The organism is Vibrio comitans (assembly GCA_024346835.1).
Classification (GTDB): Bacteria; Pseudomonadota; Gammaproteobacteria; order Enterobacterales; family Vibrionaceae; genus Vibrio; species Vibrio comitans.
On record AP024866.1, the window covers coordinates 2296355 to 2319438 of the forward strand.

Consider the following 23084-nt stretch of genomic DNA (forward strand, 5'->3'; position numbering starts at 1 on the left):
AATCTTGAGCCAAGAAATCAAATTACTTGTCGGTCTGGCGAATCCGGGTCCTGAATACGCTAAAACACGTCACAATGCAGGCGCTTGGGTCGTCGAAGAATTAGCTCGCGTACACAATGTGACATTAAAAAATGAGCCAAAGTTTTTTGGGCTAACAGGCAGAATCATGGCTAATGGCCACGACCTTCGTTTGTTAATTCCAACCACCTTTATGAATCTATCCGGCAAATCTGTTGCAGCTCTCGCTAAGTTTTATCAGATTAAACCTGAAGAGATAATGATCGCACACGATGAACTAGACTTACCTCCGGGTGTAGGCAAGTTCAAAAAGGGTGGCGGTCACGGTGGCCACAATGGGCTAAAAGACTCCATTAGCAAGCTTGGCAATAACAAAGAATTTTACCGACTACGCATCGGCATCGGCCATCCAGGTCATAAAGACCGCGTAGCTGGCTATGTATTAGGCAAAGCTCCAGCTAAAGAGCAAGAATGCCTTGAAGCCGTAGTCGACGAGTCCGTACGCAGTTTAGATATATTGCTAAAAGACGGTTTAACTAAAGCACAAAATCGCTTACACACGTTCAAAGCAGAATAAGGTTTTAATCATGGGTTTTAAATGTGGCATCGTTGGTCTTCCAAACGTTGGTAAATCAACTCTTTTCAATGCTCTAACTAAAGCAGGTATCGAAGCGGCAAACTTCCCGTTCTGTACCATCGAACCAAATACAGGTGTTGTTCCTGTGCCAGATCTACGATTAGACGCTCTTGCTGAAATCGTAAATCCACAAAAAATCCTGCCTACTACTATGGAATTTGTGGATATTGCAGGTCTTGTAGCAGGTGCATCTCGTGGTGAAGGTCTAGGCAACAAATTCCTAGCTAACATCCGTGAAACTGATGCTATTGGTCACGTTGTTCGCTGTTTTGAGAACGAAAACATCGTTCACGTTGCAGGTAAAGTATCGCCAATCGAAGACATCGAGGTTATCAACCTTGAGCTAGCAATGGCTGACTTAGACAGCTGTGAGCGCGCAATGCAACGCAATGCTAAGAAAGCAAAAGGTGGCGACAAAGACGCTAAATTTGAGCTGACCGTTCTTGAAAAACTGCTACCAGTCCTAACTGAAGGCGGAATGGCTCGTACTGTTGAACTAAGTAAAGAAGAATTGGCTGCAGTTGGCTACCTAAACTTCCTAACGCTAAAACCAACAATGTACATTGCTAATGTTAATGAAGACGGCTTTGAAAACAACCCGTACCTAGACGCTGTACGTGAGTTTGCAGCTAAAGAGAACAACGTAGTCGTTCCTGTTTGTGCAGCTATCGAGTCAGAAATGGCTGAGCTTGACGATGAAGATCGTGAAGAGTTCCTAGCTGATATGGGTATTGAAGAACCAGGCCTAAACCGCGTTATCCGTTCAGGTTATGATCTTCTTACTCTACAAACTTACTTTACCGCTGGTGTTAAAGAAGTACGTGCATGGACTATCCCTGTTGGCGCTACAGCACCTCAATCTGCAGGTAAGATCCATACTGACTTTGAAAAAGGCTTCATCCGCGCTGAAGTAGTTGGTTACGATGATTTCATTCAATTTAAGGGTGAAAGTGGCGCTAAAGATGCGGGTAAATGGCGTCTAGAAGGTAAAGATTACATCGTTAAAGATGGTGACGTAATCCACTTCCGCTTCAACGTCTAATCAAGTTTATCGTCGCTAGAATGAATTTACTCTGCGTCGGGTTTGCTCACATACACTTGTATGCTGCGCGAACCCTTCTTGATTAAACCCATTCTAGCTTAGTTAAACATTGATTAAGCTTTGATTAAAAAGATCGCTTCGGCGGTCTTTTTTGTTTTGCGTTCATAGTGAAACTTTCTAACCACTTAGCTAGCCATGCTCCAACAGCCTCACAAATCAGTCAAGTTCTGTTGTCTGTTTGTGTTCAATTCTTAGTGCATTATTGAATAAAAACGGGGCGCTTTGTTTAAAAAAAGTTCGAACGCGCTATAAGTGACAAAATCTTCAAAAAAACTATTGACGGTTTCCGGGGATATACGCATAATGCGCTCCGTTCTCGGCACTGTCTAACAGCACTGAGAAAGACAATATGGTAATGGCTACTTAGCTCAGCTGGTTAGAGCACATCACTCATAATGATGGGGTCGCAGGTTCAAATCCCGCAGTAGCCACCATTTCCTAAATGCTTTCTTTTTGAGAGTTATTAGGAAATATGCGGAAGTGGCGGAATTGGTAGACGCACCAGATTTAGGTTCTGGCGCCGCAAGGTGTGAGAGTTCAAGTCTCTCCTTCCGCACCATATTTAGTTGGGCTATCGCCAAGCGGTAAGGCACCGGCTTTTGATGCCGGCATTCCCTGGTTCGAATCCAGGTAGCCCAGCCACATTTTATTTCGTGATTTTATTAAAAAATCATTGGAAATAAAGCGAGATTAGTTTATCCTCTCTCGCTCAAAATTAAAGTGGCTACTTAGCTCAGCTGGTTAGAGCACATCACTCATAATGATGGGGTCGCAGGTTCAAATCCCGCAGTAGCCACCATATACAACGTCTGGTTGATTTTACCAATCATCGACTAAGACTAAACTCTTGCTTAGAGATAAAACAAAGCGATGCGGAAGTGGCGGAATTGGTAGACGCACCAGATTTAGGTTCTGGCGCCGCAAGGTGTGAGAGTTCAAGTCTCTCCTTCCGCACCATTATTTAAAGATTGAGTTCATAGAACTTTCTCTGTTGGGCTATCGCCAAGCGGTAAGGCACCGGCTTTTGATGCCGGCATTCCCTGGTTCGAATCCAGGTAGCCCAGCCACTATTTAAGTGGTAGCTCTTAGTAAAAGAGCACACAACGTCTAGTTGATTCACCAATCATCGACTAAGACTACAAAATTGATGCGGAAGTGGCGGAATTGGTAGACGCACCAGATTTAGGTTCTGGCGCCGCAAGGTGTGAGAGTTCAAGTCTCTCCTTCCGCACCATTATTTAAGATTGAGTTCATAGAACTTTCTCTGTTGGGCTATCGCCAAGCGGTAAGGCACCGGCTTTTGATGCCGGCATTCCCTGGTTCGAATCCAGGTAGCCCAGCCACTATTTAAGTGGTAGCTCTTACTAAAAGAGCACACAACGTCTAGTTGATTCACCAATCATCGACTAAGACTACAAAATTGATGCGGAAGTGGCGGAATTGGTAGACGCACCAGATTTAGGTTCTGGCGCCGCAAGGTGTGAGAGTTCAAGTCTCTCCTTCCGCACCATTATTTAAGATTGAGTTCATAGAACTTTCTCTGTTGGGCTATCGCCAAGCGGTAAGGCACCGGCTTTTGATGCCGGCATTCCCTGGTTCGAATCCAGGTAGCCCAGCCACTATTTAAGTGGTAGCTCTTACTAAAAGAGCACACAACGTCTAGTTGATTCACCAATCATCGACTAAGACTACAAAATTGATGCGGAAGTGGCGGAATTGGTAGACGCACCAGATTTAGGTTCTGGCGCCGCAAGGTGTGAGAGTTCAAGTCTCTCCTTCCGCACCATATTTAATTTAGAGATCTCGTTATCTCTAAAACAGAGTGGCTACTTAGCTCAGCTGGTTAGAGCACATCACTCATAATGATGGGGTCGCAGGTTCAAATCCCGCAGTAGCCACCATATACAACGTCTGGTTGATTTTACCAATCATCGGCCAAGACTAAACTCTTGCTTAGAGATAAAACAAAGCGATGCGGAAGTGGCGGAATTGGTAGACGCACCAGATTTAGGTTCTGGCGCCGCAAGGTGTGAGAGTTCAAGTCTCTCCTTCCGCACCATTATTTAAAGATTGAGTTCATAGAACTTTCTCTGTTGGGCTATCGCCAAGCGGTAAGGCACCGGCTTTTGATGCCGGCATTCCCTGGTTCGAATCCAGGTAGCCCAGCCACTAATTACAAGGGTGAAACAACGCATTTGATGCCTCGTTATTCCCCCTGGTTCGGCTCTAAGTAGCCCAGCCACTATTTAAGTGGTAGCTCTTAGTAAAAGAGCACACAACGTCTAGTTGATTCACCAATCATCGACTAAGACTACAAAATTGATGCGGAAGTGGCGGAATTGGTAGACGCACCAGATTTAGGTTCTGGCGCCGCAAGGTGTGAGAGTTCAAGTCTCTCCTTCCGCACCATCATATAACGAACCCGTCTTTTAGACGGGTTTTTTATTGCCTGTAGAAAAGCTCTAAAGAGAGTACATATGAAAAAGGACGAGATACTATCTACGCCCTTTCTATTCGAGTCGTTAAAAACGCTATAGCCCCAAAGCGTACTTCAATGCTTGATGCTTGAGAGGCCCGGCGCTGTCAGCCAGTTTCAACCCAACATTTCTCAGCACCTTTACAGGCCCCAGATTATTACTAAAGCCGACATAGAACACATCCATAGCGGTTTGCATTATCAAGTTGTCTGTTTTTCTTAGTTGCTGATATTGATGAAGATTATTTAGAGAGTAATCACTGTCACTGAGGGTCGTCAGCAGTGCAGTAACATCTTTAAAGCCAAGGTTAACACCCTGTCCAGCTAAAGGATTGATGGTATGGGCAGCGTCTCCTACCAAAACAACCCCTTCTTTACAGTAGTGCTGTGCATGGCGACGCTTAAGAGGAAAAGAAGCACGTTCTTTTACCGTTACATTGCCAACTCGAGTAGGAAAACATCGCTGTATCTCTGCTTGTAGCTCTGCCTCATTCAATTGAGCCAGTTGCTTAATGCGCTGTGGTGAGTCATACCAAACTAAGCAACCTTTACCCTCTCCCATTGGCAAATACGATCTTGGACCACTAGGAGTAAACCACTGCCAAGTCACATCGGTATCAAGGCAGTCCGTATCCACATTAATTAGCATGCAGTCTTGGCGGTAATCCCATGCTGTCACTCCAATTCCAGCAATTTGTCTCACCTTTGAATTAGCACCATCCGCTCCAACCACTAAGCTAGCGCTCAATGCATCCCCTGAGGACAATTCTAGGAGCTTACCTTGCTCATTTGTCTTAATACTGACTAATGAATCAGGACAATAAAAGGTGACGTTCGAGTACTCGCTCAGAGCCTCCCAAATTCCCAACTGCAAAACACGGTTCTCAACCATATAGCCCAGCAGGGCCAAATCCAAATCGGCAGCTTCAAAGCGCGTACAACATTTTTCAAGCTCCCAGGTTTCTAAGCCCGAGTAAGGGAAAACTCTCTTATTTTGAATATGTGGCCAGGCCCCTAATTGTTCTAAAAGGTCAACGGAGCTTTTTGATATGGCTGATATTCTGATATCCAAATCTTGTGTATGTTCAAAAGGTTTAGGTCGGTAGCCCTCTACAATCGCAACTCGCTTACCTTGCTTTGCCAAGCCGAGTGCTGCTGTTGCCCCGACCATGCCTCCGCCTACCACCGCTACATCAAAATGCATGTGTGCCACCCTTTATCCTTAAATAACATCTAATTATGCCTTTTGATTAATTGTACTGAAAAGCGATCAGCAATGCCTGTACGACGACTCAATTTATTCACGCTCTTGGTTATCTCTGCTGGTTTGTCACTGACTATTTTGCGTGTTTTACTTAAATCCACAAAAAAGCAGCTCAATACAAACAATGCCTTACCCTGCAACGGATGAAATTTAAGCTTGAAAGCTAGTCATAGCATCATTTAGTCAGTACAATACGCGGCTCGCCACGACTATACGTGGTGAAATACTGAGCAACATAGCCAGTTGAAAAGTGATTAATTAACACGAGTGTGAATGCAATGAGTAAGAAACTTCTGATCAAAACCTGGGGTTGCCAGATGAACGAATACGATTCATCAAAGATGGCTGACCTGCTTAATGCCGCCAACGGATTTGAGCTAACAGAAGATCCTAAAGAAGCGGATGTATTACTACTAAACACCTGCTCTATTCGTGAAAAAGCACAAGAAAAAGTGTTCCACCAACTTGGTCGTTGGAAGACTTTAAAAGACACTAAACCAGGCGTAGTTATCGGTGTTGGTGGCTGTGTTGCGACTCAAGAAGGCGACCATATCCGTCAACGTGCACCATACGTTGATGTTATTTTCGGCCCACAAACGCTGCACCGACTACCAGAGATGATCAAACAGTCTCAAAGCGATGACGCTCCAGTAATGGACATCTCTTTCCCAGAGATCGAGAAGTTTGACAGCTTACCTGAGCCTCGCGCTGAAGGTGCAACAGCGTTCGTTTCTATTATGGAAGGCTGTTCTAAATACTGCACTTACTGTGTTGTACCATACACTCGTGGTGAAGAAGTTAGCCGTCCAATGGACGATGTTCTATTTGAAATCGCACAGCTTGCGGAGCAAGGTGTACGCGAAGTAAACCTTCTTGGTCAAAACGTAAATGCATACCGTGGTCCAACGCACGATGGTGACATCTGCTCGTTTGCAAACCTATTGCGCCTAGTTGCATCAATCGATGGTATTGACCGCATCCGCTTTACCACAAGTCACCCGCTAGAGTTTACTGATGACATCATTGCAGTCTACGAAGACACTCCAGAGCTAGTTAGCTTCCTGCACTTGCCTGTGCAAAGCGGTTCAGACCGCATCCTAACTATGATGAAGCGTCCTCATACTGCAATCGAATACAAATCAATTATTCGTAAACTGCGTAAAGCTCGTCCTGATATCCAGATCAGCTCTGACTTCATTGTTGGTTTCCCTGGTGAATCTGACCAAGATTTCCAAGACACAATGAAGATTATTCGTGACGTTGACTTTGATATGAGCTTCAGCTTTATCTTCTCTCCTCGCCCTGGTACGCCAGCGGCAGATTACCCATGTGATCTGACAGAGCAAGAGAAGAAAGAACGCTTGTACGAGCTACAGCAAACGGTTAACGCACAAGCTATGCGTTACTCTCGTCAAATGCTAGGCACAGTGCAACGCGTACTTGTAGAAGGCCCATCTAAGAAAGATCTGATGGAGCTTCGTGCACGTACAGAAAACAACCGCGTAGTGAACTTTGAAGGTAATGCTGACCTAATTGGCCAATTCGTTGATGTGAAAATCACAGACGTGTTCGCTAACTCTTTACGTGGCGAACTTGTTCGCACAGAATCAGAAATGGACCTTCGTATCGCTGTCTCTCCAACTGAGATGATGACAAAGACACGCAAGGAAGATGAATTAGGTGTAGCGACATTTACACCTTAAAGTAACATACAGCTATACTGAAAGAGTCCACTCGGAGTCTTCGAGAGCTCTTCGAGAACTCTTTCAGTACAGTAAATGCGAGGCACCATTGAGCAATAAAATTGTTACCCTAGAGATCGATCTAGAACCAGCAAATAATCACCGTCTTTCTAGCCTTTGTGGCCCATTTGATGACAACATCAAGCACCTAGAACGTCGCCTTGGCGTTGAAATCAACTATCGTGGTAACCACTTCTCCATCGTAGGCCAGCCTCATACCGCCTCTGCGGCATTAGATATCATCAAAAGGCTTTACGTTCAAACTGCACCCGTTCGTGGCAATATCCCGGATATTGAGCCGGAACAAATCCATCTGGAAGTGAAAGAAAGTGGCGTGCTTGAGCAAGCTGCCGAGGCTGAGTTCTCTCACGGCAAAGAAGTTTTCATAAAGACCAAGAAAGGTGTGATTAAACCTCGCACTCCAAATCAGGCTCAATACCTGATGAACATGGTCACCCACGATATCACCTTCGGTGTGGGCCCAGCTGGTACAGGTAAAACCTACCTAGCCGTTGCTGCTGCCGTCGATGCACTTGAGCGCCAAGAAATAAGACGCATCTTATTGACTCGTCCTGCAGTAGAAGCCGGTGAAAAATTAGGTTTCTTGCCTGGCGATTTGAGCCAAAAAGTCGACCCATATCTTCGTCCTCTTTATGATGCACTGTTTGAAATGTTAGGTTTTGAACGTGTTGAAAAACTGATTGAGCGTAACGTTATCGAGGTCGCTCCTCTTGCCTACATGCGCGGTCGTACCTTGAACGATGCATTTATTATTTTGGATGAGAGCCAGAACACCACCATTGAACAGATGAAGATGTTCTTGACGCGTATTGGCTTCAACTCGCGAGCGGTTATCACCGGCGACGTTACACAGATTGATTTACCACGCGGTGCTAAATCAGGTCTACGCCATGCTATCGAAGTGCTTTCTGAGGTCGACGATATTAGCTTCAACTTCTTCTTGGCTGATGATGTTGTGCGACACCCTGTGGTGGCACGTATCGTCAACGCCTATGAGAAGTGGGAAGTGCAAGATCAAAAAGAAAAGAAAGCGATTGAGCAACGTCGTCGTCAAGAGCGCGAAGAGCGTGAAGCTAAACTTGTCGCAGACGCTGCACTTCAATCACAGCAGCAATCACAACTTGTGAGTAAATAATGGCCATTTACCTGGACCTACAACTGGCGGTTGAAGACGACAGCCAGTTACCTTCAGAACAAGACTTTCAATCTTGGCTTGATTACACCTTAACGCAATTTCAGCCTGACTCAGAACTTACTATTCGCATAGTAGACTCTGAAGAGAGCCACCAGCTTAATCACGACTATCGTGGTAAAGACAAGCCAACCAACGTGTTATCGTTCCCGTTTGAGGTTCCACCTGGTGTAGAAATAAATTTGCTAGGGGATCTTGTCATTTGCAAGCAAGTGGTTGAAGATGAAGCTGTTCAGCAGCAAAAACCTCTGACTGCACATTGGGCTCATATGGTGGTACACGGTAGCTTACACCTACTTGGCTACGACCATATTCAGGACGACGAAGCCGAAGAGATGGAATCTCTAGAAACTGAAATTATGCAAGGATTAGGTTTTGAAGATCCTTATCTTGCAGAAAAGCAGTAATCCCAATATAAAGATACAGTGAGCTATTACACATTTGATAGCGTTAACCGTTGAGAAGCAATGAACAGCGAAGACAACTCGCCCTCTAAAGAGGGCTCAAAGGAAAAATCAGAAGGTCCGAGTAGGAAATCCTTCTTCGAACGTCTAGGTCAACTTTTCCAAGTAGACCCTAAAGACCGCCAAGAGCTCGTCGATGTCATCCGTGATTCGGAAGAAAACGACCTAATTGATCATGACACTCGAGATATGCTCGAGGGTGTTATGGAAATTGCAGAGCAGAGAGTTCGTGACATCATGATCCCTCGCTCGCAAATGGTTACGGTCGAACGCACTGACGATCTTGATGCGCTCATCAATCTTATCACTGACGCACAACACTCACGCTACCCTGTTATTAGCGAGGACAAGGACCACGTTGAAGGTATTTTGCTGGCTAAAGACCTGCTGAAATATTTGGGTTCGGAAAGTGCACCATTCGATATCGAGCAAGTTATACGATCAGCTGTGGTTGTTCCGGAAAGTAAGCGTGTCGATCGCCTACTTAAAGAATTCCGTGAAGAGCGTTATCACATGGCGATTGTAGTCGATGAATTTGGTGGGGTATCAGGCCTAGTCACTATCGAGGATATTCTCGAAGAAATCGTTGGTGAGATTGAGGACGAATTCGACGACGAAGAAGAGTTAGAAATCCGCCAGCTCAGCAAACATACATTTGCTGTCAGGGCTCTGACGACTATCGAAGAATTCAATGATACCTTTGACACTAGCTTCAGCGATGAAGAAGTGGATACCGTAGGTGGCCTGGTCATGACTCAATTTGGTCATCTACCTAGTCGAGGCGAAATCGTCGAGATCGAGGAGTATAGCTTCAAGGTCACGTCAGCAGACAATCGCCGTATTATTCAACTTCAGGTTACCGTCCCAGACAAAGAGTCTGAAAAAGAGAATAGCGAGTAACACGCTGACTCTAGGACGAGGTATAACCCTCTAGAGAAACAGACTCAATACTAAGATGAAATCATTGATGACTCATCGCCTAATGCGGCCGCTTGCGGCCGCTTTTGTTGGCGCCAGTACAACTCTTTCCTTCGCCCCATTTCAAATTTGGCCTCTGGCTCTGCTCAGTCCAGTGTTGTTGCTTCTTTTACTCAAAGGACAATCAACACGCTCTTCTGCCCTAATCGGTTATTTGTGGGGCATAGGACTCTTTGCTACAGGCATTAGTTGGGTACATGTCAGCATAGATACGTTTGGCGGTATGCCCAAAGCCGCCAGTCTATTATTAATGGCCTTATTGGTAGGTTATCTCTCAATCTACTCAGCACTGTTTTCCGCCTTATTTACGCGATTCAACGGAAACAAAAACTGGTTCAATGCACTACTTGTCACTCCAGCATTGTGGCTAATCTGTGATTGGTTACGTGGTTGGGCACTGACAGGCTTCCCTTGGCTTTTACTAGGCTACACACAGATAGACTCGCCTTTAGCCGGATTAGCTCCTATAGGCGGTGTAGATCTGATTAGCATGTGGGTTATGGCGATATCCAGTAGCCTAGCCATGATTGTCACTCGCCGTACTTGGAAACTAGTGTGGATTCCTATCACGTTATTTGCAGTCGCTGGGTTAACGCACTTTATCAATTGGGTAACCCCAGACGAAAGCCGAGCGCAAACAGTGGCATTGATCCAAGGTAATGTTCATCAAGAGACAAAATGGCTACCAAGCCAGCGCTGGCCAACACTATTGAAGTATATGGATCACACTCGTCAAAACTGGGATGCAGATATTATTATCTGGCCTGAGGCAGCGATACCTGCATTTGAAGATGAAGTGACTTCTTTTATGGAGAACCTGGATAAGGCAGCTCGAATGAACAATTCAGCCGTCATCACAGGAGTGCTAACTCAAGAAGGGCGTCATACCTATTACAATAGTGTTACTACTGTTGGAGTGACACCATCGGGTGAATACAACTACGACACTCAGCCTCGCTATCACAAGCACCATCTGTTGCCGTTTGGTGAATTTGTGCCTCTAGAAGACTTCTTAAGACCTCTAGCACCTTTCTTTAATCTACCAATGTCTTCTTTTCAGCGTGGAGATTATATCCAAGACAACATCGTCGCTAAAGGAATGCATATGGTGGTGGCGCTATGTTATGAGATTATTTTTGGTCAGCAGCTTCGAGACAATATCACTGACGAAACCGACTACATCTTAACTCTCTCTAACGATGCATGGTTTGGTGATTCAATAGGTCCGCTTCAACACATGGCTATCGCCCGCATGAGAGCATTAGAGTTTGGTATGCCGGTGATTCGTGCAACCAACAACGGTGTCACTGCCGTTACTGATTATAAGGGCCATATCATCGCTGATCTTCCTCAGTTTGAGGAAGCGGTGCTTAGAGCAAAGGTTGTACCAACCAACGGTAAAACCCCTTACGTTCAGTTTGGTGGATTACCTTTAGATATCTTCGTTTTCTGTATCGTCCTGATCTCACTACTTTTATCTGTACGAAATCGTTCGAAAAGCTAACTGATACTTAGTACTAAGACCCAGCCTTTACTAGTCCTTAACTAGTAAAGGCTTTCGGTTCTTAACTTTTAACTTATGGCTTTAAAGGCTGTCTAGAAAACTCATCGTGCCCACATTGCGTGCATGCTTGGATTTCAGTAGCATGATTGTATTGAGTTCTGTGGCCACACTTTTCACAGATTAAGACACCCAAGCCAATAATCTCACCCGACTTATACACCCCTTGATGTTCAAGATCTTGAAAGAACTCAACCCATTCGACTTTTGTTTTATCGGTAATATCCAATAAAGATTGCCAAACCGTGTTTGCAATCATGAGATAGAAAGGCCCCGACTTACTCTCTTCAAAGTTATTGGCAAACTCTTGCAGGTCCGACTTAACATACGCCGATACTAAGGCTAATTCGTCTTTGGTCATATCATTGGCAGCCTCAACCACCTTCTCTGAATTAGCAATTACATTATTTATTTCATCTGGGCTGTGTTTTAAGGTTTCTACTACATCGGATAACAGCTCATCATAACCCGTCTGACGTTTTGGCATATGCCCTCCTTTGCCTAACGGCAATTAACATTGCTTAAAGCTTGCTTTGTGGTTGTTGCTTTTAGCTCCTTTAGGTATTCTATGCTGATCTAAAACGAACTGATTTAATCGTTCTCACAGTTTCCAAGAAAATGGATAGCGTCGATGCAAGAACAATACAACCCGCAAGATATTGAACAAAAAGTTCAACAGCACTGGGACAACAATGAAACCTTTGTTGTAAGTGAAGACCCAAACAAAGAAAAATTCTACTGTCTTTCTATGTTTCCGTACCCAAGTGGTCGTCTACACATGGGCCACGTACGTAACTACACCATTGGTGACGTAGTGTCTCGCTTCCAGCGCCTGCAAGGCAAAAACGTGATGCAACCAATTGGTTGGGATGCGTTTGGCCTACCAGCAGAGAACGCAGCAGTTAAGAACAACACTGCACCTGCTCCTTGGACATACGAAAATATCGAGTACATGAAGAACCAACTTAAGCTTCTTGGCTTTGGTTATGACTGGAACCGTGAGTTCGCGACCTGTACTCCAGAATATTACCGCTGGGAACAAGGCTTCTTCACTAAGCTTTACGAAAAAGGCTTGGTTTACAAAAAGACCTCTTCTGTTAACTGGTGTCCAAACGACCAAACTGTTCTAGCAAACGAACAGGTTGAAGACGGCTGTTGCTGGCGCTGTGATACCCCGGTAGAGCAAAAAGAGATCCCACAGTGGTTCATTAAGATCACTGAATACGCTCAAGAACTTCTAGACGATTTAGATAACCTTGATGGCTGGCCTGAAATGGTTAAGACCATGCAGCGCAACTGGATTGGCCGCTCTGAAGGCGTTGAGCTTAAGTTTGAAGTTAAAGGTCAACAAGACCTAGAAGTGTACACCACGCGCCCAGACACTCTAATGGGTGTGACTTATGTGGGCATCGCAGCAGGCCACCCTCTAGCGGCAGTCGCAGCTAAGAACAACCCAGAGCTTGCTGAGTTCATTGAAGAGTGTAAAAACAACAAGGTTGCTGAAGCTGAGCTTGCAACAATGGAAAAGAAAGGTATGGCGACTGGCCTTACCGCAATTCATCCATTGAATGGCCGTGAAGTACCTGTATTTGTTGCTAACTTCGTATTGATGGATTACGGCACAGGCGCTGTTATGGCGGTTCCTGCTCACGATCAGCGCGACTACGAGTTTGCGACAAAATACGGCCTAGACATAGTACCGGTAATCAAGCCTGCTGATGATGCTGAGCTAGATATCTCAGAAGTTGCCTACACAGAGAAAGGCGTACTGTTTGATTCAGGTGAATTCGACGGTCTTGATTTCCAAGCAGCCTTTGATGCTATCGCAGCAAAACTGGAAGCAGAAGGCAAAGGCACTAAGACAGTAAACTTCCGTCTACGTGACTGGGGTGTATCTCGTCAGCGTTACTGGGGTGCTCCAATCCCAATGGTAACAACTGAAGATGGTGAAGTTCATCCTGTACCTGCTGATCAGCTGCCAGTGATCTTGCCTGAAGATGTGGTAATGGATGGCGTAACTAGCCCTATTAAAGCTGACAAAGAGTGGGCGAAGACTACATTCAACGGTGAGCCAGCACTTCGTGAAACAGATACCTTTGATACCTTCATGGAATCATCTTGGTACTACGCACGCTACTGTTCACCACAGGCTGACGATATCCTAGATCCAGAAAAAGCAAACTACTGGTTGCCTGTAGATCAGTACATCGGTGGTATCGAGCACGCATGTATGCATCTATTGTACTCTCGCTTCTTCCACAAATTGCTTCGTGATGCAGGCTACGTGACCTCTGATGAACCGTTCAAGCAGCTTCTTTGTCAGGGTATGGTTCTGGCTGACGCCTTCTACCACACCAATGAGAAAGGCACTAAAGAGTGGATCGCACCGACAGACGTAACAGTTGAACGTGATGGTAAAGGTCGCATCGAGAAAGCGGTAGATACTCAAGGTCGTAACGTAGAGCACTCAGGCATGATCAAGATGTCTAAGTCTAAGAACAACGGTATTGACCCACAAGAAATGGTCGACAAATACGGCGCTGATACAGTGCGTCTATTCATGATGTTCGCCTCTCCTGCAGATATGACTCTAGAGTGGCAAGAGTCTGGTGTTGAAGGTGCAAACCGCTTCTTGAAGCGTGTTTGGAAACTGGTTCACGCACACTCCTCTAAAGGCGCTGCTGAGTCTGTTGATGTTGCTGCACTTTCAGGCAACCAAAAAGCACTACGCCGTGATGTTCACAAGACTATTGCAAAAGTGACTGATGATATTGGCCGTCGCCAAACATTCAACACAGCAATCGCCGCCATCATGGAATTGATGAACAAACTGGCAAAAGCGCCTCAAGAATCCGTTCAAGATCGCGCGATCCTTGATGAGGCACTAAAAGCAGTAGTTCGTATGCTTTACCCAATGACTCCTCACATCTCTTACGAAATGTGGATTGCATTAGGTGAATCAAACGTAGACTCAACAACATGGCCAACTTTCGATGAGAAAGCGCTAGTTGAAGACGAGAAAATTATCGTAGTTCAAGTAAACGGTAAACTTCGTGCAAAACTAACCGTGGCTGCAGATGCATCGAAAGAGCAAGTTGAGGAACTTGGTCTAAACGATGAGAACGTAGTTAAGTTCATCGAAGATAAAACTGTGCGTAAAGTGATCTACGTACCAGGTAAGCTACTGAATATTGTAGCAAACTAATCTACGCTTAAAGCTGAGGGTTACGTCACGTAGCCCTCACTTTTCGTTTTTTATCCTGCTTTTTTGTCACAAACAACCTTGTTTCAGAGAAGCACGATAAGAACCGAACTTCCTTAAGAGAGTATTCTTTTGATGCAAATTGCACGCCTTTCTCATTTACGCCTAGCTATCGCTCTACTTATTGCCTCGTTACTGAGCGGCTGTGGTTTTCATTTTCGTGGTAGCTACTTAGTGCCTGAAGAAGTCAGTTCCATGTCTTTGACCAGTTACGATGACTATGCTCAATTTACGCGAGATGTAAAAACTGAATTAAGACAAAACGGCATACATCTTGTCACTCCGGCTGCGAATGTCACTAATATTCACCTGCTCACCGAGAGCATTAGCGAACGCACACTTTCTCTCTATCAAAACAGCCGTGCAGCGGAAAAAGAGCTGACTCTAAGAGCGAGCTATCGCGTAGTCGTCCCTGACGTTGGCACTCGAACATTCAGCACCCAAGTTAACCGCAGTTATCTCGATAACCCGTTAACAGCACTCGCGAAGTCAGTCGAAAGAGACATGATTGAAGATGAAATGCGCAAGCAAGCCGCAAGACAGATTATTCGTCAATTGGCTCGCCTACGTACTGATCTTGAGAACGATGACGGCTCATTTGATAGCTATGTCAACGAAGATGGCGTGATTGAAGACCCTTCTCAAAGAAAGGATGATCAGATCAGTCTGCAGGCTGAATACGAGAAAAACGATCAGGCAACAATACCTGTCGAGATGCAAACTGCTACTCCAGAATCATCGACTTCAGAGGCTACCGATGATGCTGAGAATGACTCAGAAGCAAGTGTAGAAACCGATTCAGAAGACACATCTGAAACAAACAGTGCAGAAACAAGTAGCGCTGTAGACTCAGAATCTGACGTGGCAAAATAGAGTCTAAGCATGCGCATCTTTGCAGACAAATTGGCCAACACTTTACAAAGGCAACTACATCCTGTGTATTTGCTGTTTGGTGCTGAGCCCCTACTCATTCAAGAATCTCGAGACCAAATAGAGCATAAAGCCAAATCAGAGGGCTTTAGTGAGGTGTTCCGTTTTTCTATTACTGCGCAAACTGACTGGAATGAAGTCTTTGATGCATGTAATTCAATGAGTCTTTTTGCTGAGAAAAAAATTCTACAGCTAGAGTTGCCTGAATCGGGTACCAATCAAGCTATAACAAAAGAGCTAGTTAACCTTCATCAAGTCCTTAACCCTGATGTCATCTTGATCATATCAGGAAGCAAACTCACCAAGGCACAAGAAAACGCAAAGTGGTTTAAAGCTCTAAATTCCAATGGCCTTTGGGTCAGTTGCCTCACACCTGATATTCATCGATTACCTCAGTTTGTACTTCAGCGCTGTCATCAATTAGGGCTAAAGCCTGACCCCGAAGCCGTTCAAATGCTGGCTCAATGGCATGAAGGGAACCTATTGGCGCTGAGTCAGAGTTTAGAAAAGCTTTGTTTACTCTACCCTGACGGAGTCCTTACCCTAGTTCGTATAGAATCAGCACTAAGTAGACACAACCACTTTACCGCGTTTAACTGGATTGATGCCATGCTCGAAGGTAAGGCAAAACGTAGTCAACGAATTCTGCGTGAGTTGCATGGTGAAGGTGTGGAAGCGGTTATCCTGCTAAGAACGCTACAGAAAGAGCTGAATACTTTGATGAGCTATAAGCAAGAACTCACTAGTAAAAGCCTACAGCAAGTGTTTGATCAATACCGCGTTTGGAACAACAAGCGACCGCTTTATACGGCGGCACTTAACCGTCATACACCAAAAACACTCTATAGCATGGTGTGCACATTGGCTCAGGCAGAGCACACCGTAAAAACGGACTACGACAACAGCGTATGGCCAATACTTACCCAGTTGACACTCGATATGAGCATGCCACGAAACGCTTAACAGCGACGCATGATATACTTTTTTAAACCAAGACAAATTTATTAAGGAGCCGGCATTGCAAGGCGAAGAATTAAGAGACTTTTTAGCTGATAAAGCTGACGATATGAAAGCACAAAAGATCGTGACATTAGATGTTCAAGGTAAATCAAGCGTGACTGATTACATGCTGGTTTGTACAGGTACATCAAAACGTCATGTCTCTTCTATTGCTGATCATATTGCTATTGAAGCGAAAAAGATCGGTATTGAGCCTCTGGGAATGGATGGTGAACTTGAAGGTGAATGGGTTGTCGTAGATATGGGTTCTACTATGGTTCATGTCATGCAAGAAGAACATCGTGAGCTTTACCAACTAGAAAAACTTTGGGGTTAATTAGTGAAGATCCAACTCGTTGCCGTCGGCACTAAAATGCCAAAATGGGTAGAAGAAGGCTTTAATGAGTATAAGCGTCGCTTTCCAAACGATATGCCGCTTGAGCTCATTGAAATTACTGCTGGTAAACGAGGCAAAAATGCCGATATAGCACGCATCTTGCAAAAGGAAGGCGAAGCAATGTTAGCCGCGGTACCCAAAGGTAACCGTATTGTCACCTTGGATATACCTGGTAAGCCTTGGGATACCCCGCAACTGGCTAAGCAGTTGGATCGCTGGAAACTTGACGCTCGAGATGTCTCCATCCTAATTGGCGGCCCTGAGGGTTTAGCCCCTGCCTGTAAAGCGGCAGCAGAACAAAGCTGGTCACTCTCTCCTTTGACTCTCCCTCACCCATTGGTGCGCGTCGTAATGGCAGAGAGTCTTTATAGAGCTTGGAGCGTAAACGCGAACCACCCGTACCATCGTGAGTAACAGAGCATGATGCGTAAGCGCTCTCACTTTAGAGACCACAAACTTGAGACTCGGCTTTTTGGCAACCGCGCCTTGGTTGCCTTTATCGGCATCCTTGTGCTCATCTGCCTACTTATCGTTAACCTGTACCACATTCAAGTTAATCAGTTTCAAGACTACCAAACTCGTTCTAATGACAACCGCATAAAAGTCGTACCTATTGCGCCCAACCGTGGCTTAATCTACGACAGAAATGGGATTGTTTTAGCCGAGAATAGACCTGTATTTTCCCTAGAAATCACCCCAGAAAAGGTTTCTAACCTTGATGAGACGATTTCACGCCTTCAGCAACTACTGCCTGCCATTTCGGAAGAGCAAGTAGAACGATTTCAGCGAGATCGTCAGCGCTCTAGACGATTTAAATCAGTTCCGTTACTAGGCCAGCTTTCTGAAGAGCAGGTCGCAGTTTTCTCTGTTCATCAACATGAGTTTCCTGGCGTAGAAGTGAACGCTACCTTAAAGCGTTTTTATCCTTATGGTGAGATCCTAACTCATGTTCTAGGCTATGTTTCCCGCATCAACGATCGTGATCTACAACGCCTAACCCGTGAAGATAAAGTGCAGGATTACCAAGCGACTCATGATATTGGTAAACTGGGGATTGAGCGTTACTACGAAGATATCCTGCACGGTAAGCCAGGGTATCAAGAGGTTGAAGTCAATAGTCGTGGACGTGTAATCCGTACCCTAAAATACGAGCCACCGACTCCAGGTGAAGATATCGTTCTGAACATCGACATTAAGCTGCAAAGCTATTTGTTTGAGCTTTTAGATGGTCGTCGAGGTAGCGCTGTAATCCTTGAGCCCCATACCGATGCAGTACTCGCTATGGTGTCTAGCCCTAGTTATGACCCTAACTCCTTTGTGCATGGCATTTCAGGCAAAGATTATAGAGCACTACTCAGTGATATTAATCGCCCGTTGGTAAACCGCGCTACATTAGGTATTTATCCTCCTGCATCGACGGTAAAACCCTTCATTGCTGTCGCGGCTTTGCAAGAAAAAGTTATTACTCCGAATACCACACGTAACGACCCTGGATATTGGCGCATTCCTAACTCCAAGACCCGTCCATTTAGAGATTGGTTACGTTGGGGGCATGGTGAAGTAGACATCAATAAAGCCATTGAAGAATCCGTGGATACCTTCTTCTATCAAATTGCTTATGATTTAGGCATCGACCGTATTTCTAAATGGATGCAAGAGTTTGGTTTTGGTGATTACACCGGCATCGATATCTATGAAGAGAGCAAGGCCAATATGCCTACGCGAGAATGGAAGCGCGCCAGACATAACACGCCTTGGTATCAAGGGGATACTATCCCTGTTGGCATAGGTCAAGGCTATTGGACTGCAACCCCAATGCAGATTGCTAAAGCCACTTCAGTGTTGATCAATGAAGGCAAGGTAATGGCGCCGCAGATCCTTCGCTCAACCATCAAACCTGTTGAGCACAATGGCACTGTAGAAGAGTTCAAACAACCCGAGCTTTATCCGCCAATAACCGGCGTAAAGAAGGAGTTTTGGACCATTGCCAAGCATGGTATGTATTTAGTTAACCATGGCAAACGAGGCACAGCTCGCCGCGCATTTGCAGGTCTCAAATATAAGAGTGCTGGTAAATCGGGAACTGCACAGGTATTTGGGCTCGCGGAAGATGAAAAATACGATGCTGACGAAATTGCTGAACACTTGCGAGATCACGCTTTGTTCACTGGATTCGCACCCTATGATAACCCTCAGGTTATTTTGACTATTGTGCTAGAGAATGCAGGTGGTGGTTCAACCCATGGTGCACCAGTGGCCAGACAAATCTTTGACCATATTTTGTTAAATCAAACTTATGACTATATCGAGCCTGAAGAATGAAACTAGATCCTGAAACAGGCAAAAACCGCTCTCTATTTGAGCGTATGCACCTTGACCTTCCGTTGATCTTTGGCGTGTTGATCCTAATGGGATGTTCGTTAGTGATCATGTATAGCGCAAGTGGTCAAAATCTGGCGATGATGGAACGCCAAATGATGCGCATGATCTTAGCTCTAGGCGTTATGGTTATCATGGCTCAGATAACGCCAAGAACCTATGAAACTCTCGCTCCGTTGTTGTTCACTGGGGGGCTGATCCTGTTATTAGGGGTGCTGTTCTTCGGTGAGGCATCAAAAGGGGCGCAGCGTTGGCTTAACCTTGGCTTTGTGCGTTTTCAACCCTCTGAATTAATGAAACTTGCCGTGCCCCTCATGGTCGCAAGATACATAGGTAACCGCCCTCTTCCACCTAGCTTTAGGGTGCTAGCAACATCTTTGATCTTGGTTATGCTGCCAACGATATTGATCGCTAAGCAGCCTGACCTTGGTACCTCTATCTTGATTGCCGCTTCAGGTATATTCGTGATTTTCCTTGCGGGAATTAGTTGGAATATCATTCTATCTGCTGCCCTAGCGGTAGGTGCATTCGTGCCGATATTGTGGTTTTTCCTAATGCGTGAATATCAAAAGGTACGCGTTAGAACCCTATTTGATCCGGAATCCGATCCCTTGGGTGCTGGCTATCATATTATCCAGAGTAAGATTGCTATCGGCTCAGGCGGTTTAACAGGAAAAGGCTGGCTGCAAGGTACGCAATCACAATTAGAATTCCTACCGGAGCGCCATACTGACTTCATTTTTGCAGTTATCGCTGAAGAGTGGGGACTGATTGGCGTCATTTTCTTGCTTACCGTCTATCTATTCATTATTGGTCGTGGTTTGTATCTGGCAAGTCAGGCCCAAACGGCCTTTGGTCGAATGATGGCAGGTAGTGTGACATTGAGTTTCTTCGTTTACATCTTTGTAAATATCGGTATGGTGAGCGGGATCTTGCCCGTTGTGGGTGTTCCCCTGCCATTAATCAGCTATGGCGGCACCTCAATGGTGACCTTGATGGCGGGCTTCGGCATATTGATGTCGATCCAAACTCATAGAAAAATGCTTTCGAAGGCAAACTAATGCGAATACTTACTACCCTAGGATTGGGCGCAGCTCTGACTATCATTGCTGGATGTTCAGGATCGGACAAAGACCGCTATGCAATCGCACAAGACGTACCACCCGATTCGCCTATCTCTTTGAATCATATCGAGGATGCAACCCCGCGCTACGAACCCTATAGTCTAGGTGGAAACAAAGATTACACTGTACGTGGGAAATCCTATTCTGTGATAAATAACCCTGAGGGTTTTAAAGAGAAGGGAAAGGCCTCTTGGTACGGCAAGAAATTTCATGGGCATTTAACCTCAAATGGTGAAACCTATGACATGTATTCCATGAGTGCGGCTCACAAAAATCTTCCTATTCCAAGCTATGTAAAAGTCACCAATGTCGACAACGGTAAAACGGCCATTGTTCGCGTCAACGACAGAGGGCCATTTCATGAAGGGCGAATTATCGACCTGAGTTATGCGGCAGCGACTAAGCTTGGAGTAGTGCAAACCGGCGTGGCCAACGTCGAAATAGAGTTTATTACGACCAAGCCAAAGGCCGGTAACAATACAAAGTCGGATGCTCACCCAAGCTATGTGATTCAAGTAGCGAGCCTTGGAAATGCAACCAATTCGAAGAAGCTGTCCAACAAACTCAATGAAGAGTATGAGCAGCCAAGTTATGTAGAAAAGCAGGATGCCATCAATAGGATTTATATTGGTCCAATTGCTGACGCTCTCGAAGCTAAGCAACTCCTGGAAAAACTACAACAAAATGGACATCCGAGCGCCTTTATTAAAAAGTATAAACCTGAGTAGATCGGGCGCGGATTAAAAATCACACTTTGGCAAGCAATATGGTAGTTTCTCTGGTCTAGACTTTTGATTCTGCTACTATACAAAAAGTTTTGCCTTCAATTTGGACATTACACGGAAAAGATGAAAACAATCACCCAATCACTTAAATCTCTCGCCGTAACGAGTGCCCTTGCCTCAGTTGCTTTTGCAGCAACCTCACAGGCTGCACCGATCGTACTACCTGATGCTCCACAGATCGCAGCTAAAGGCTATGTACTGATGGATTACAACTCAGGCAAAGTATTGGCTGAGAAAGAGATGAATACTCAGCTTCATCCAGCTAGTTTAACTAAGATGATGACAAGCTATGTTATTGGCCAAGAGCTAAAGCGTGGCAACATCTCGAAAGACGATGAAGTCGTTATCAGCAAGAATGCTTGGGCGAAGAACTTCCCTGATTCATCAAAGATGTTCATCGAAGTAGGCACAACAGTGACTGTTGACGAGCTTAATCACGGTATCATCATTCAATCAGGCAACGATGCTTGTGTTGCAATGGCTGAGCACGTTGCAGGCTCGGAAGATGCTTTCGTTGATCTAATGAACGCTTGGGCAAAATCGCTAGGTATGAATAACTCACACTTTGCTAACGTCCACGGTCTTGATAACGATAACCTATATTCAACCCCATACGACATGGCGCTACTAGGTAAAGCACTGATTCGTGACGTGCCTGATGAGTACGCACTGTACGCAGAGAAGCAATTCACCTACAACGGCATCACCCAGTACAACCGTAATGGTTTGTTGTGGGATAAAAGCATGAACGTTGATGGCATTAAGACGGGCCACACCAGCAATGCAGGTTACAGCCTAGTGAGCTCGGGTACAGAAGGTCAAATGCGTCTTGTTGCCGTAGTCATGGGTACCGATAGTGCTAACGCTCGTAAAGCAGAAAGCAAAAAGCTTCTGAACTATGGATTCCGTTTCTTCGAAACAGTCGCTCCTCACAAAAAGGGCGAAGTGTTTGCTGAAGAAAAAATCTGGATGGGTAGCCAAGACACCGTTAAGTTGGGTCTAGCCGAAGATACCTATGTAACACTTCCACGCGGCGTGGCAAAGAACCTACAAGCGAGCTTTGTTCTTGATAAAGAGCTAAAAGCACCAATCGCACAAGGTGATGTTGTGGGTCGAGTATTCTATCAAGTCGATGGCGAAGACATCGCGGAATACCCGTTACTTGCTTTAGAAAGTGTGGATGAGGGCGGCCTATTCAGTCGACTAATCGATTACTTAGTGTTGCTATTTAAGAGCTGGTTCTAAGTCCTCTCGCTTAAATACATTTGATAAGAAGCTGCTTTATAGCAGCTTCTTTTTTATGCCTATTACTAGCTTGAAATTCAGGCAATGGAACCTCATATTGAGTTTTCAGTCCATTCAAAGTAACATTCGCGCCTTAAATGGCCCTTATTTACACTATTTCCATTTGGAGTCGCAACCATGCAAGAGCAGCCAAAACTAAAAGACCTGTTAGAGTTCCCGTGCCAATTTTCTTTTAAAGTAATGGGTTACGCAAAACCAGAACTACCAGATCTCATCTTGGAAGTAATTCAACGCCACGCACCTGGTAGCTATAGCCCTAAGATCACTCCAAGTGGCAAAGGCACTTACAATGCCGTATCTGTAACTATTACAGCGACTTCTATCGAGCAAGTAGAAACACTGTACAAAGAACTTGGTGAGATTGAAATCGTTCGTGTCGTGCTATAACCGCTCACACATAGATACCGCTAAGCTGTAAGCCGTTGATCTTAAAAGTGGTGCATCTTTC

At 45.1% G+C, this 23084-nt stretch carries 19 protein-coding genes and 15 tRNA genes; 32 read left to right on the forward strand and 2 right to left on the reverse strand.

The annotated features are described in order from the left end of the window. Nucleotides 1–4: 4 nt before the first annotated feature. The 17 genes from pth to OCU46_RS10580 all read left to right on the forward strand — a co-directional run bounded on the left by pth (nucleotide 5) and on the right by OCU46_RS10580 (nucleotide 4166). Nucleotides 5–595, forward strand: a complete 591-nt coding sequence (pth, locus tag OCU46_RS10500; protein WP_141273477.1) for an aminoacyl-tRNA hydrolase — start codon at nucleotides 5–7, stop codon at nucleotides 593–595. 10 nt (nucleotides 596–605) lie between these two features. Continuing rightward, nucleotides 606–1697 (forward strand): redox-regulated ATPase YchF, encoded by a 1092-nt coding sequence (gene ychF / locus OCU46_RS10505; RefSeq protein ID WP_141273475.1) that lies wholly within the window; start codon nucleotides 606–608, stop codon nucleotides 1695–1697. A gap of 417 nt (nucleotides 1698–2114) precedes the next feature. After that, nucleotides 2115–2191, forward strand: a tRNA-Met gene (locus OCU46_RS10510). 40 nt (nucleotides 2192–2231) lie between these two features. Beyond that, nucleotides 2232–2316: transfer RNA gene (locus tag OCU46_RS10515), tRNA-Leu, on the forward strand. Between the two features lie 8 nt (nucleotides 2317–2324). Continuing rightward, nucleotides 2325–2399 (forward strand) — tRNA-Gln (locus OCU46_RS10520). 80 nt (nucleotides 2400–2479) lie between these two features. After that, nucleotides 2480–2556 (forward strand) — tRNA-Met (locus OCU46_RS10525). 73 nt (nucleotides 2557–2629) lie between these two features. Continuing rightward, nucleotides 2630–2714: transfer RNA gene (locus OCU46_RS10530), tRNA-Leu, on the forward strand. Nucleotides 2715–2749: 35 nt separating this feature from the next. Continuing rightward, nucleotides 2750–2824, forward strand: a tRNA-Gln gene (locus tag OCU46_RS10535). A gap of 82 nt (nucleotides 2825–2906) precedes the next feature. Then, nucleotides 2907–2991 (forward strand) — tRNA-Leu (locus tag OCU46_RS10540). A 34-nt stretch (nucleotides 2992–3025) separates the two neighbouring features. Next, nucleotides 3026–3100, forward strand: a tRNA-Gln gene (locus tag OCU46_RS10545). A gap of 82 nt (nucleotides 3101–3182) precedes the next feature. Next, a tRNA-Leu gene (locus OCU46_RS10550) sits at nucleotides 3183–3267 on the forward strand. Between the two features lie 34 nt (nucleotides 3268–3301). After that, nucleotides 3302–3376: transfer RNA gene (locus tag OCU46_RS10555), tRNA-Gln, on the forward strand. 82 nt (nucleotides 3377–3458) lie between these two features. Further along, nucleotides 3459–3543, forward strand: a tRNA-Leu gene (locus tag OCU46_RS10560). A gap of 38 nt (nucleotides 3544–3581) precedes the next feature. Continuing rightward, a tRNA-Met gene (locus OCU46_RS10565) sits at nucleotides 3582–3658 on the forward strand. 73 nt (nucleotides 3659–3731) lie between these two features. After that, nucleotides 3732–3816, forward strand: a tRNA-Leu gene (locus OCU46_RS10570). A gap of 35 nt (nucleotides 3817–3851) precedes the next feature. Continuing rightward, nucleotides 3852–3926: transfer RNA gene (locus tag OCU46_RS10575), tRNA-Gln, on the forward strand. Nucleotides 3927–4081: 155 nt separating this feature from the next. Continuing rightward, nucleotides 4082–4166, forward strand: a tRNA-Leu gene (locus OCU46_RS10580). Between the two features lie 122 nt (nucleotides 4167–4288). On the opposite strand, the gene OCU46_RS10585 is transcribed toward OCU46_RS10580, so the two are convergent. Beyond that, entirely contained in the window at nucleotides 4289–5446 is a 1158-nt protein-coding gene (locus OCU46_RS10585) for an FAD-dependent oxidoreductase (protein ID WP_141272127.1), read from the reverse strand. 329 nt (nucleotides 5447–5775) lie between these two features. On the opposite strand from OCU46_RS10585, the gene miaB reads away from it, so the two are divergent. The 5 genes from miaB (at nucleotide 5776) to lnt (ending at nucleotide 11398) form a co-directional block, all read left to right on the forward strand. Then, a complete protein-coding gene (miaB, locus tag OCU46_RS10590; protein ID WP_141272126.1) occupies nucleotides 5776–7200 on the forward strand; it encodes a tRNA (N6-isopentenyl adenosine(37)-C2)-methylthiotransferase MiaB in 1425 nt (474 codons plus the stop codon). A gap of 88 nt (nucleotides 7201–7288) precedes the next feature. Then, on the forward strand, nucleotides 7289–8395 hold the full coding sequence (locus tag OCU46_RS10595) for a PhoH family protein (protein WP_141272125.1): 1107 nt from the start codon (nucleotides 7289–7291) through the stop codon (nucleotides 8393–8395). After that, a complete protein-coding gene (gene ybeY, locus OCU46_RS10600; RefSeq protein ID WP_141272124.1) occupies nucleotides 8395–8859 on the forward strand; it encodes an rRNA maturation RNase YbeY in 465 nt (154 codons plus the stop codon). The genes OCU46_RS10595 and ybeY overlap by 1 nt, the downstream gene beginning before the upstream one ends. Nucleotides 8860–8919: 60 nt before the next feature. Continuing rightward, entirely contained in the window at nucleotides 8920–9816 is an 897-nt protein-coding gene (gene corC, locus OCU46_RS10605; protein ID WP_141272123.1) for a CNNM family magnesium/cobalt transport protein CorC, read from the forward strand. A 55-nt stretch (nucleotides 9817–9871) separates the two neighbouring features. Next, nucleotides 9872–11398 carry an apolipoprotein N-acyltransferase gene (lnt, locus tag OCU46_RS10610; protein ID WP_167495410.1) on the forward strand — a complete coding sequence of 509 codons (1527 nt, stop codon included), beginning with the start codon at nucleotides 9872–9874 and terminating at the stop codon, nucleotides 11396–11398. Nucleotides 11399–11471: 73 nt separating this feature from the next. On the opposite strand, the gene OCU46_RS10615 is transcribed toward lnt, so the two are convergent. Next, a complete protein-coding gene (locus OCU46_RS10615; RefSeq protein ID WP_141272121.1) occupies nucleotides 11472–11942 on the reverse strand; it encodes a zinc ribbon-containing protein in 471 nt (156 codons plus the stop codon). 144 nt (nucleotides 11943–12086) lie between these two features. Here OCU46_RS10615 and leuS point away from each other — a divergent pair, with 144 nt between their 5' ends. The 10 genes from leuS to ybeD all read left to right on the forward strand — a co-directional run bounded on the left by leuS (nucleotide 12087) and on the right by ybeD (nucleotide 23023). Then, nucleotides 12087–14660 (forward strand): leucine--tRNA ligase, encoded by a 2574-nt coding sequence (gene leuS, locus OCU46_RS10620; protein WP_141272120.1) that lies wholly within the window; start codon nucleotides 12087–12089, stop codon nucleotides 14658–14660. A gap of 132 nt (nucleotides 14661–14792) precedes the next feature. Then, nucleotides 14793–15590 carry an LPS-assembly lipoprotein LptE gene (locus tag OCU46_RS20250; RefSeq protein ID WP_141272119.1) on the forward strand — a complete coding sequence of 266 codons (798 nt, stop codon included), beginning with the start codon at nucleotides 14793–14795 and terminating at the stop codon, nucleotides 15588–15590. Nucleotides 15591–15599: 9 nt separating this feature from the next. Beyond that, complete coding sequence (gene holA, locus OCU46_RS10630) at nucleotides 15600–16610, forward strand: DNA polymerase III subunit delta (protein WP_141272118.1); 1011 nt, start codon at nucleotides 15600–15602, stop codon at nucleotides 16608–16610. A 55-nt stretch (nucleotides 16611–16665) separates the two neighbouring features. Then, a complete protein-coding gene (rsfS, locus tag OCU46_RS10635; protein WP_141272117.1) occupies nucleotides 16666–16983 on the forward strand; it encodes a ribosome silencing factor in 318 nt (105 codons plus the stop codon). A 3-nt stretch (nucleotides 16984–16986) separates the two neighbouring features. Continuing rightward, on the forward strand, nucleotides 16987–17457 hold the full coding sequence (gene rlmH, locus OCU46_RS10640) for a 23S rRNA (pseudouridine(1915)-N(3))-methyltransferase RlmH (protein ID WP_017029164.1): 471 nt from the start codon (nucleotides 16987–16989) through the stop codon (nucleotides 17455–17457). A gap of 6 nt (nucleotides 17458–17463) precedes the next feature. Continuing rightward, nucleotides 17464–19365 (forward strand): penicillin-binding protein 2, encoded by a 1902-nt coding sequence (gene mrdA, locus OCU46_RS10645; protein WP_141272116.1) that lies wholly within the window; start codon nucleotides 17464–17466, stop codon nucleotides 19363–19365. Further along, nucleotides 19362–20483 (forward strand): rod shape-determining protein RodA, encoded by a 1122-nt coding sequence (gene rodA, locus OCU46_RS10650; protein WP_141272115.1) that lies wholly within the window; start codon nucleotides 19362–19364, stop codon nucleotides 20481–20483. The genes mrdA and rodA overlap by 4 nt, the downstream gene beginning before the upstream one ends. After that, the gene (locus tag OCU46_RS10655; protein ID WP_141272114.1) at nucleotides 20483–21274 is read left to right on the forward strand and encodes a septal ring lytic transglycosylase RlpA family protein; all 792 of its coding nucleotides are present in this window, start codon (nucleotides 20483–20485) and stop codon (nucleotides 21272–21274) included. The genes rodA and OCU46_RS10655 overlap by 1 nt, the downstream gene beginning before the upstream one ends. A 120-nt stretch (nucleotides 21275–21394) precedes the next feature. Continuing rightward, nucleotides 21395–22576, forward strand: coding sequence for a serine hydrolase (locus tag OCU46_RS10660; protein ID WP_141272113.1), 1182 nt, complete (start codon nucleotides 21395–21397; stop codon nucleotides 22574–22576). Nucleotides 22577–22753: 177 nt separating this feature from the next. Beyond that, complete coding sequence (gene ybeD / locus OCU46_RS10665; RefSeq protein WP_141272112.1) at nucleotides 22754–23023, forward strand: DUF493 family protein YbeD; 270 nt, start codon at nucleotides 22754–22756, stop codon at nucleotides 23021–23023. Nucleotides 23024–23084 lie beyond the last annotated feature (61 nt).